Here is a 10,132-nt window from a genome sequence, read left to right on the forward strand (position 1 = left end):
GCTCAGCGCACCTTGTCGTAAAGGGCGCGCAGGCGCGCCTGATAGGCTTCCGGGCTGAATGTCTGCGCCTGGATCCGGCCCCGGGCCGAAAGGTCGGCTGCCAGATCGTCGTCGGCGTCCAGCGTCCGGATCAGGGCCGAAATGGCCGCCGTATCATAGGGGTCCGCCATCAGGGCCGCATCACCAGCCACCTCCGGCAGCGAAGCCGCCGTCGAGGTCACGACTGGCGTGCCCAGCGCCATCGATTCCAGCACCGGCAGGCCAAAGCCCTCATAGATCGACGGGAACAGGGTGCCGCGCGCGCCCCGGATCAGATCGACCAGCAGCGAGAACGGCAGGAAGTCATACAGGCGGATGCGCTTCTCGCGCGCCTTCTTGGTGCGGCGGACCTGATGCATCAGGGCCGTCTCGTCCTCGTCCAGCCAGGCGCGTCCCCCGACCACGACAAGGGGGCGGGTCGATCCGGACGTCAGATAGGCCTCGACGATCCGGCCGAGGTTCTTCTTGGGCTCGATGGCACCGAAATAGAGATAGTACCCCTTCCACTCCAGCTGATGGGCGCTGGCCAGCTCGGAGGCGACCGTCTCGTCCGATCGGGCCAGCAGGCGGGGCGGAATACCGACCGACTGCCAGGTCACGCTGATGCGGTCTTCGCCGACCCCCAGAATATCCATGACGTCGCGCTTCGTCGCTTCGGACACCACGGCGATGTGGTCGGCCTTCCGCGCGATTTGACGGCACAGCCCCATGAACAGCCGCTTGTTGTCCAGCGTCGTATGCGGCAGGCGCAGCGGGATCAGGTCGTGGATGGTGTAGACATTGGGCACGCCCCGCGCCTGGCACGGCAGGACCGTGGTCCAGTGCATGATGTCCGGGCGTTCGATCTGCGCACGGGGGCGGAAGCTGAGGGGGGTGAACACCCGATCGGCGGCAAAGGCCCGATTGGCGGTCGAAAACAGCCGGGGTGAGCTCCAGTAGGCCGAGGCGGCAGGACGCCCCCCGCCGCGCGAGGGCCAGATCACCGTGTCGCTCGGCACAATGCCGCTCGCCGTCTTGCCGAGACGCGCCGTCATCGTCTCGAACTTGCGCTGCAGCGGGCGGTCCCGGGGCGTGTGGGCGTCGATCAGGGCGATCTCGTTCAGGATCGGCCGCTTCTTGTTGATGTTGGCGTTCGGCCCGTACAGGATCTGGGTATCCAGACCCGCGTCATTGAGATTCCGGAGCAGGTTCCGCCCATAGGTGGCGATCCCGGTGCCCTTGGCCATGCCGATGTTGAAGCCGTCGATACAGACCCGGGTCATGTCAGGAGACGTAGCCTGCCTGCATCAGTTCGGCGAGGTGGATGATGGCCACCGGGCGCTCGTCCTCGACCACCAGCAGGGTCGAGATACGGTTCTGGGTCAGCAGGTCGACGGCGTCGCTCATCCGGGCGTCGGGTGAGACCTGTTTGGGGTTGCGGCTCATGATGTCGGCGGCGGTCAGGCCCTTGAGCGAGGGCGGGTCCTCGCCGAAGGTGCGACGCACATCGCCGTCGGTGATGATCCCGGCCAGGCGACCGTCAGCATCGACCACGGCGGTCGCGCCCTTCATCCCCTCGGTGATGGCCGAGATGACGTCGGCAAACGGGGTATCGAGCGCGACGGTGGCGACCTTGCGCGGGCGGTCCCCCATCCAGTCGCGCACGCTCTGCAGGCTCATGCCCAGCTTGCCGCCGGGGTGGTGCAGGCCGAAGGCCTCGGCCGAGAAGCCCCGCCGCTCCATGAGCACCATGGCCAGGGCGTCGCCCAGCGCGAGCGTCATCAGGGTCGAGGTGGTGGGCGCCAGATTGTTCGGACAGGCCTCGGCCACCTGGGGCAGTTGCAACAGGACCGCGCTGTTGCGGCCCAGGAAGCTCTGCGGGCGCTGGGTCATGCCGATCACAGGAATCCCGCGCCGCTGGCAGAAGATCAGGGGATCGCGAAGCTCGCGGCTTTCGCCCGAGTTCGAGATGGCCAGCAGGGTACAGTCGTCGCGCAGCATGCCGAGGTCGCCGTGGCTCATCTCCGCGGGGTGGACGAAAAAGGCATTGGTGCCGGTCGAGGCCAGGGTCGCCGCCAGCTTTCCGCCGATGTGGCCCGACTTGCCCATGCCGGTCACCACCAGATAGCCGGGGCGTGACAGGATCACCGAACAGGCGCGTGCGACGCTGTCGTCCAGCCCGGCCTCAAGCGCTTCCAGCGCTTCGCGGTTCAGGCGGATCACCTGACGGGCGTGGTCCGTAATTGCCCGGGTCGTGTCGGCATCGAAGGGGGGCTGGGTCATGTCACCTGTGCCTTTGCGACCGTAGCCGGCCCGCAGTATCGAGGCGGCAGGGTGTGCCGCATCGCGCCTGTTTTCACAATGCCGAACCCGGTTCGCGAGCAAGGTTGAAGTACGGGTTTGACCCAACCGCCGATACGCGACAACCTTTGCCGCAACGGGGCGTTAGCAAGGCCACGACCCGACCCCGCCGTCCTCCTCCCCCTCCGGACGGCAATTTTCCAAGACTGTGGCCGGCGCCGTACTGCGCCGCCCGATGGCATGACAAGGACCTGACCGCACCCTGATGACGGCCGCAATCGCCCAGCCCGATCCCCACGACATCGCACCGCCCCCGGCCCCTTCGGCCCTGACGGCCGGACGCGACCCTGTCGCCCTGTTTCTGGATCTGGACGGCGTGCTGGCGCCGATTGAGGCGCGTCCCGACGACGTTGTCCCCGACCCCCGCCGCACCCGGCTGCTGGATCGCGTGGTCGAGGCCCTCGACGGGCGGGTTGCTGTGCTCAGCGGGCGGAGCATCTCCGATGTTGATCGTATTCTCGAGCGTCGGATCGCGGCGGTGGCCGGTGTGCACGGGCTGGAACGCCGGACCGCCGACGGCCAGATCGATAGTGTGGGGGCCGAGGCCGACGTCGCCCTGGCGGCCGAAAGCCTGACGGACGCACTCAGCGACGCCATCGCCGCCGGTGTCCAGCTCGAGAACAAGGGCGTCGGAGTGGCCATCCATTATCGGAATGCGCCGGACCGGGGTCCCGAGGTCCGCCATGCCGCCACTGTGGAGGCCCGCGCGCGTGGACTTCACCTGCAGCCGGGCCATATGGTCGTGGAACTGAAGGGCGGCGACACCGACAAGGGCCGGGCGCTGGCCACCTTCCTGACCGAGGCGCCCTTCGCCGGCGCCCGCCCCGTCATGATCGGCGATGACCGGACCGATGAGGCCGCCTTCCGCGCCGCCGAGGCGGCAGGTGGGTTCGGCATTCTGGTCGATCCCCGCTGGGTCAGCGCCGCGCGCTACAGCCTGCCGGACACGGCGGCCGTCGCGGCCTGGCTGGCAGGATTTGCGGAGGGTGTCCGATGAAACCGTCGCTGGACCTCGCTCCCATCGGCAACTGTGCCGTCAGCGCCCTGATCGATCGTCAGGGACGCTACGTCTGGGCCTGTGCGCCGCGCGTCGACGGCGACCCGCTGTTCTCGTCCCTGATGGACGGCTCCGACCCCGAGCACGGCTTCTGGGATGTGGTGCTGAAGGATCAGGTGCGCGCCGAGCAGAAGTATCTGCGCAATACGCCGGTTCTCCGTACTGTTCTCCATGCGGTCGATGGTTCGGCCCTCGAGATCATCGACTTTTGCCCGCGTCATGCGCACCAGCAACGCACCTATCGCCCCCTGGCCTTCGCGCGGGTGATCCGCCCGCTGTCCGGGACGCCGCGCATCGCCATCCGCCTGCGACCGGCGGCCGACTGGGGCGCCCGCCCGGCGGACCGCACCCACGGCTCGAACCACATCCGCTACCTGTGCACCGGGGCAACCTTCCGGCTGACGACCGACTGCCCCGTCAGCCACATACTCAACGAGCGCACCTTCAGGCTGGAAAAGCCCTACGCCTTCTTCTTCGGTCCGGATGAGGTCTATGACCAGGACGTCGGCCCCGGCGTCAGCGCGGCGCTGGACCGCACGGTCGGCTATTGGCGCGACTGGGTGCGCAAACTCTATCTGCCGCTCGACTGGCAGGAAGCGGTGATCCGCTCGGCCATCACCCTGAAGCTCTGCGCCTATGAGGAGACCGGGGCCATCGTCGCCGCCCTGACGACCTCGGTGCCGGAGTTCCCAGGCAGTGGCCGCAACTGGGACTATCGGTACTGCTGGATCCGCGACGCCTATTACACGGTGCGCGCACTGAACCGGCTGGGCGCTGTCGACATCCTCGAAAACTATCTGGTCTATCTGCGCAATCTGGTGGACCAGGCCGACGGAGGGCATGTCCAGCCCGTCTATGGTGTGGGGCTGGAGCCCGCCATCACCGAGACCATCGTCGATACGGTCGAGGGCTATCACGGCATGAAGCCCGTCCGGGTCGGCAACCAGGCGCACGAGCATCTGCAGCATGATGTGTACGGACAGATTGTCCTGCCGCTCGTCCAGGCCTTCTATGACCAGCGCATGATCCGGCCGGGCACGCTGGAGGATTTCGAGGCCTTGGAACGGGTCGGCCAGCGCGCCTTCGACATGCATGACCAGCCCGATGCCGGTCTGTGGGAGTTCAGGACCTTTGCCCGGGTTCACACCTATTCCTCGGTGATGTGCTGGGCTGCGTGCGACCGCCTGGCCAAGGCGGCCCTGCATCTGGGGCTGAAGGATCGCGCGGCGGACTGGGCCGAGAAGGCGCGCACCATCCGTACCCGGATCGAGGCCGAGACCTATCGCGAGGAGGAGGGCCATTTCGCCGCCAGCTTCGGCGGCGACGAGCTGGATGCCTCCCTGCTACAGTTGACCGATGTCGGATTCCTGCCCGCCAACGACCGCCGGATGGCGCGCACCTTCGAGGTGATCGAGCGCGATCTGAAGAAGGGGCCCTTCCTGTTCCGCTATGTGGAGCCGGACGACTTCGGCGAGCCCGAGACGGCCTTCAACTTCTGCACCTTCTGGTTCATCGAGGCCCTGCACCAGAACGGCCGCGATGAAGAGGCCCGCGCTATCTTCGAGGAAATGCTGGCAAGACGCACCCATGCCGGCCTGCTCAGCGAGGACATCGCCGTCGAGAGCGGAGAGCTGTGGGGCAACTATCCGCAGACCTATTCGCTGGTCGGCATCATCAACTGCGCCATCCTTCTCAGCCGCTCGTGGACGGACGTGCGATGAGCCGCCTGATCGTCGTTTCCAACCGCGTGTCTGCCCCCACCGATCCCTCGGCGGGGTCGGCGGGCGGGCTGGCCATGGCCCTGTCGGCCGCGCTCCGGAAATACGACGGCCTGTGGTTCGGCTGGTCGGGGAACACCACGCCCGAGTGGAAGCCCGAGGCCCAGATTGAGGACCGTGCGGGCGTCACGGTGGCTCTGGTCGATCTCGAGCCGCAGGACGTCGAGGAATATTACAACGGCTATGCCAACAAGACGCTGTGGCCGCTGTTCCACCATCGGGTCGACCTTTCGGCCTACGAGCGGTCGTTCGGCGAGGGCTATGAGCGCACCAATGCCCGGTTCGCCGAGGCGCTGGCGCCGCTGATCCAGCCGGACGACCTGATCTGGATCCACGATTATCACATGATCCCGCTGGCCCGGGACCTGCGCCGGCGAGGCATCCGCAACCGGATCGGCTTCTTCCTGCACACGCCCTGGCCGGTGCGACAGCTGCTGGTCACGCTGCCCTATCACCGGCGGCTGGTGGAATCGCTGTTCGACTTCGACCTGCTGGGCTTTCACACCCGCGAGTGGCTGGACCTCTTCCGGGACTATGTGGCGTCAGAGCCGGGCATCCACGGGCGACTGTTGCCGAATGACGCCCTGATGGCGTTCGGCAAGACCGTGCAGACGGGCGTCTTCCCGATCGGCATCGACGTGGACGCCTTCCTGGAAGCGCGCAACTCGGTGCTCGGTGTGCGCACCTATGACCGCATGGCCGCATCCGCCGCCTTCCGGTCCATGATCGTGGGCGTGGACCGGCTGGACTATTCCAAGGGCCTCGAACAGCGGCTGCTGGGCTATGAGCAGTTCCTCGAAGACCAGCCGGACCAGCGTGGACAGGTCTTCCTGCTGCAGGTCACCCCGCTCTCTCGCGACGACGTCGACACCTATCAGGACATTCGCGGCCGCCTCGACAGCCTGGCGGGTCACGTCAATGGCACCTATGGCGATGTGGACTGGCAGCCCGTGCGCTACCTGAACCGCACCTATCGCCGCGACCAGTTGGCCGGCATCTACCGCGCCGCGCGCGTCGCCCTGGTCACGCCCCTTCGCGACGGCATGAACCTGGTCGCCAAGGAATATGTGGCCGCCCAGGACCCCGACGACCCGGGCGTGCTGATCCTGTCGCGCTTCGCCGGCGCGGCCGAGGAGATGACCGAGGCCCTGCTGATCAATCCCTTCAGCCGCGAGGAAATCTCGGACGCCCTCAGCCGCGCGCTCGCCATGCCGCTGGCCGAGCGCAAGGACCGCTGGCAGGCCCTGATGCAGGTGGTGCGGGAGAGCGATGTCTCCCTCTGGCGCGACCTGTTCGTCTCGACCCTGCGGTCGATTCCGGCCGGGGGAGGGGCGGTGCCCGAGGTCTGAGGCCTCAGTTGAGGGCGCCGCTCAGCCAGTGAAGGACATTGAGGACGAACTGCTCGTCGTCATGACCCTCGGTTGTCAGACCGAAACGAAAGTCCTCGCGTTGCTCCTCGGGTGGAAAATGGATCATCTGCGCGGTCAGCATGCCCGCCTCGCCCAGCACGACCACCCGGCCGCGGCCGTGCTCGAAAGCCAGCCCCTGTGCCGACAACGCCGGCAACGACAGGGCCATGAACACCGATTGGCGGGACTCTCCCTCATTCATTCGATCACGGATCGTCTGCAAGGTTTCCTGATCTGCTGCCTCCCGGTCGTGGGGGCCGGTGATCAACAGCATGAACGCGCCCGGCGGACCGGACAGCGACTGGCCGGTAAAGCTGCGCACCAGCCCCACGGCTTCAGCCGCAGTCCGACCTCTCAGGATCGGGTGATCGCCCAGGGCGTCGCCCTCGAAGATCAGATTGCTGGTGACGCCTGTCTCGGTGGGCCGAAATGCGTAGCCCGTACCCATCTGGACCCCCAGACGGCCAGCCAGAGCCTGTGCGGCCGAACCGTGGGGTGCATGATCCGCCGCCAGCAACAATGACCCGCCGTGGCGCACCCAGGTATCGAGGGCGATGATCTCGGCCTCGGTGAAGGCAGAGCCCTCGGTCAGGGAACGGGCGGCCGGGTTCGAAATGACCAGCACATCCACGCCATCAAGCGCGCCGGGCGTATCGAAGCTGAGCGTGCCGGCCACGACCTCATAGCCGTCCGCCCGGGCCAGCGCCGTGAAGCCCATATAGCGTCCGTCGATCGTCTGGACGCTGCCATGGGCCGCATCCAGCAGGATCCGCGGCCCCTCAGAGGCGTAGGCCGGATTGGCCACGACGGGCCGGTAGTCCGGGTCGCCCATCTGCTCCTGGGCCGTCACAGGGGGAGCCGCGAGCAGGGACAGGACTACCGTCATCCCTGCCAGCAGGCGAATGCACATCTCAGTAAATCTCGAACAGGCCAGCCGCGCCCATGCCGCCGCCGACGCACATGGTGACGACACCGTATTTGGCGCCGCGCCGCTTGCCCTCGATCAGCACATGGCCGGTCATGCGCGCGCCCGACATGCCATAGGGGTGGCCGATCGAAATGGCCCCGCCCGAGACGTTCAGCCGGTCGTTCGGAATGCCCAGCTTGTCGCGGCAGTAGAGCACCTGCACGGCGAAGGCCTCGTTCAGTTCCCAGATGCCGATGTCGTCGACGGTCAGTCCATGGCGCTCCAGAAGTTTCGGCACGGCGAACACCGGGCCGATACCCATTTCGTCGGGCTCGCAACCCGCGACGGCCATGCCACGATAGGCGCCAAGCGGGGTCAGGCCGCGCTTCTCGGCCTCCTTGGCGTCCATGATGACCGAGGCCGAGGCGCCGTCCGACAGCTGGCTGGCATTGCCGGCGGTGATGAACCGGCCCTGCTCGATCTTCTCGCCGCCGCCGAACACGGGCTTGAGCGACGACAGGCCTTCCAGCGTCGTCTCCGGCCGGTTGCCCTCGTCCTTCGACAGGGTCACTTCCTTTGACGAGGTCTGGCCGGTCGCCTTGTCCATCACCTGCATGGTGGTGGTCATGGGGACGATCTCCGCATCCAGATGCCCGGCCGCCTGGGCGGCGGCGGTGCGCTGCTGCGACTGCAGGGCGTATTCGTCCTGGGCCTCGCGCGAAATGCCGTAGCGGTCGGCCACGACCTCGGCGGTCTCGAGCATCGACATATAGATGTGCGGCGCCTTCTTCAGCAGGGCCTCATCCTTGAACCGGTAGAGGTTCATATGCTGGTTCTGGACCAGCGAAATGCTCTCCAGTCCGCCCCCCACGGCAACCACCTGTCCGTCGACCATCACCTGTTTGGCCGCGGTGGCGATCGCCATCAGGCCCGAGGCGCATTGGCGGTCCAGACTCATGCCCGCCACGGTGGAGGGCAGGCCGGCGGCCAGCGCGATCTGGCGCGCGACATTGGTCGAGGTCGAGCCCTGCTGCAGGGCCGCGCCCATCACCACATCCTCGATCTCGGCCGGATCGACGCCCGAGCGCTCGACGGCGTGGCGCACGGCGTGGGCGCCCAACTGCTGGGCCTGGGTGTCATTGAAGGCCCCGCGATAGGCGCGCCCGATCGGGGTGCGGGCGGTCGAGACGATGACGGCTTCACGGGACATGTGTTTCTCTCCTGATGATTGGTCGCAGCTAAGCGCGTGACCCCGCGTCAAGGCAAGGGTCATTCACGCGCGCGTGAGGGTGTCGGTCCCGGCCCTTCGGGATCAGCCTTTCAGGGCGGCCTGCAGCTTGCCCAGTTCGATCATGCCCTGGGCGGCGCCCATCTCCGGCACAATCTCGTCCGAGCGGTCGGAGATGTCGCCAAACCGGGCGGCCACCTGTTCGCGGGCGTCGGCGCCCGTGGCCCGGATGCCCTGGGTCAGGGTGACATAGGCGCGCTCGAACCCGCCGGCGCCAGCGGCCAGGATACACCGGTTGGGGGCGTCCTCGCTGACCAGGTGAACCAGACCCGGCGACACCAGCTCCGGTCCCAGCTGATCCAGCGGAAGGGCCGCGCCCAGATCCTCGGTCATGCGGGTGTGGGCCGTGGGCGCCAGACAGTTGACGCGGATGTCGTTCTTCTGGCCCTCGATCGACAGGGTCTGCATCAGGCCCACCAGCGCCATCTTGGCGGCGCCATAGTTGGACTGGCCGAAATTACCGTACAGGCCGGACGACGAGGTCGTCATGACGATCCGGCCGTAGTTCTGAAGGCGCATGATCTCCCAGACCGCCTTGGTGCAGTTGACCGCCCCCATCAGATGGACGTCCACGACGAAGCGGAAGTCGTCGAGATCCATCTTGGCAAAGGTCTTGTCGCGCAGGACTCCGGCGTTGTTGACCAGAATGTCCACACGGCCCCATCGCTCCATGGCCCGGGTGACCATGGCCTCGACTGCGGCATAGTCGGTCACCGACGCGCCATCGGCCATGGCCTCGCCGCCCAAGGCCTCGATCTCCTTCACCACGGACTCGGCGGCGGTCGCCGATCCGCCGGTTCCGTCGCGGGCGCCGCCCAGATCATTGACCACTACCTTTGCGCCCCGTTCAGCCAGCGCCAGGGCGTGGCAGCGACCCAGTCCGCCGCCGGCTCCGGTGACAATCGCGACCCGTCCGTCAAATTCCTGCCGCATGAGCGACCCTCCTGTGGTGGTTAAAATGCTCTCCTGACGGGAGACTTGCGCCCGCCGGGGGGGATTAGTGTTGGAATCCGGCCACAGTTGTCCCCCAGAACCGTCAATTCCGGAACCTCGAATGCACAATGCCGTTCGAGGCTGGGAGCCGCACGTGTAAGCACGAGCATACTGTCAGAATTTGACGACTAGAGTTTTTTCAAGAGGGATGAGCATGAAGGTGAAACTTCTCGCCAGCGTCGCCGCCGCCGGCATCTTCGCCGCCGGCGCTGCGTCGGCAGAGCCGAACGGCTGGTACGGCGCGGTTGACGCGGGCTGGCACACGGTCAACGACGTTTACGGCGTGGATTCTGCGGCCGGCAACGGCTGGGACTTCGAGAT

Annotated in this window: 8 protein-coding genes; 3 read left to right on the forward strand and 5 right to left on the reverse strand. The window is 67.0% G+C overall.

The annotated features are described in order from the left end of the window. Positions 1-2 precede the first annotated feature (2 nt). Both LC068_RS13300 and LC068_RS13305 read right to left on the reverse strand, forming a co-directional pair. On the reverse strand, positions 3-1,301 hold the full coding sequence (locus LC068_RS13300; RefSeq protein ID WP_226637978.1) for a glycosyltransferase family 4 protein: 1,299 nt from the start codon (positions 1,299-1,301) through the stop codon (positions 3-5). Between the two features lies 1 nt (position 1,302). Continuing rightward, positions 1,303-2,301, reverse strand: a complete 999-nt coding sequence (locus LC068_RS13305; protein WP_226637980.1) for a KpsF/GutQ family sugar-phosphate isomerase — start codon at positions 2,299-2,301, stop codon at positions 1,303-1,305. Positions 2,302-2,584: 283 nt separating this feature from the next. On the opposite strand from LC068_RS13305, the gene otsB reads away from it, so the two are divergent. The 3 genes from otsB to LC068_RS13320 are packed head-to-tail and all read left to right on the forward strand — an operon-like array spanning position 2,585 to position 6,563. After that, positions 2,585-3,376, forward strand: a complete 792-nt coding sequence (gene otsB, locus LC068_RS13310; RefSeq protein WP_226637982.1) for a trehalose-phosphatase — start codon at positions 2,585-2,587, stop codon at positions 3,374-3,376. After that, on the forward strand, positions 3,373-5,157 hold the full coding sequence (locus LC068_RS13315) for a glycoside hydrolase family 15 protein (RefSeq protein WP_226637984.1): 1,785 nt from the start codon (positions 3,373-3,375) through the stop codon (positions 5,155-5,157). Before otsB ends, LC068_RS13315 begins: the two co-directional genes overlap by 4 nt. Continuing rightward, positions 5,154-6,563, forward strand: a complete 1,410-nt coding sequence (locus tag LC068_RS13320) for an alpha,alpha-trehalose-phosphate synthase (UDP-forming) (protein WP_226637986.1) — start codon at positions 5,154-5,156, stop codon at positions 6,561-6,563. Before LC068_RS13315 ends, LC068_RS13320 begins: the two co-directional genes overlap by 4 nt. A 4-nt stretch (positions 6,564-6,567) precedes the next feature. Here LC068_RS13320 and LC068_RS13325 read toward each other — a convergent pair whose 3' ends face one another. The 3 genes from LC068_RS13325 to LC068_RS13335 all read right to left on the reverse strand — a co-directional run bounded on the left by LC068_RS13325 (position 6,568) and on the right by LC068_RS13335 (position 9,751). Beyond that, positions 6,568-7,533 (reverse strand): GldG family protein, encoded by a 966-nt coding sequence (locus tag LC068_RS13325; protein ID WP_226637989.1) that lies wholly within the window; start codon positions 7,531-7,533, stop codon positions 6,568-6,570. 1 nt (position 7,534) lies between these two features. After that, positions 7,535-8,740: an acetyl-CoA C-acyltransferase gene (locus LC068_RS13330; RefSeq protein ID WP_226637991.1), complete on the reverse strand. Its 1,206-nt coding sequence runs from the start codon at positions 8,738-8,740 to the stop codon at positions 7,535-7,537. Positions 8,741-8,842: 102 nt separating this feature from the next. After that, complete coding sequence (locus LC068_RS13335) at positions 8,843-9,751, reverse strand: SDR family NAD(P)-dependent oxidoreductase (protein WP_226637993.1); 909 nt, start codon at positions 9,749-9,751, stop codon at positions 8,843-8,845. Positions 9,752-10,132 lie beyond the last annotated feature (381 nt).

This window comes from Brevundimonas poindexterae, from assembly GCF_020524625.1.
Taxonomy (GTDB): Bacteria; Pseudomonadota; Alphaproteobacteria; order Caulobacterales; family Caulobacteraceae; genus Brevundimonas; species Brevundimonas poindexterae_A.

Bases quoted from the DNA above. Each gene is read 5' to 3' on its own strand.
- LC068_RS13300 (WP_226637978.1), bottom strand. From the start codon at position 1,301: ATGACCCGGGTCTGTATCGACGGCTTCAACATCGGCATGGCCAAGGGC.
- LC068_RS13305 (WP_226637980.1), bottom strand. From the start codon at position 2,301: ATGACCCAGCCCCCCTTCGATGCCGACACGACCCGGGCAATTACGGAC.
- otsB (WP_226637982.1), top strand. From the start codon at position 2,585: ATGACGGCCGCAATCGCCCAGCCCGATCCCCACGACATCGCACCGCCC.
- LC068_RS13315 (WP_226637984.1), top strand. From the start codon at position 3,373: ATGAAACCGTCGCTGGACCTCGCTCCCATCGGCAACTGTGCCGTCAGC.
- LC068_RS13320 (WP_226637986.1), top strand. From the start codon at position 5,154: ATGAGCCGCCTGATCGTCGTTTCCAACCGCGTGTCTGCCCCCACCGAT.
- LC068_RS13325 (WP_226637989.1), bottom strand. From the start codon at position 7,533: ATGTGCATTCGCCTGCTGGCAGGGATGACGGTAGTCCTGTCCCTGCTC.
- LC068_RS13330 (WP_226637991.1), bottom strand. From the start codon at position 8,740: ATGTCCCGTGAAGCCGTCATCGTCTCGACCGCCCGCACCCCGATCGGG.
- LC068_RS13335 (WP_226637993.1), bottom strand. From the start codon at position 9,751: ATGCGGCAGGAATTTGACGGACGGGTCGCGATTGTCACCGGAGCCGGC.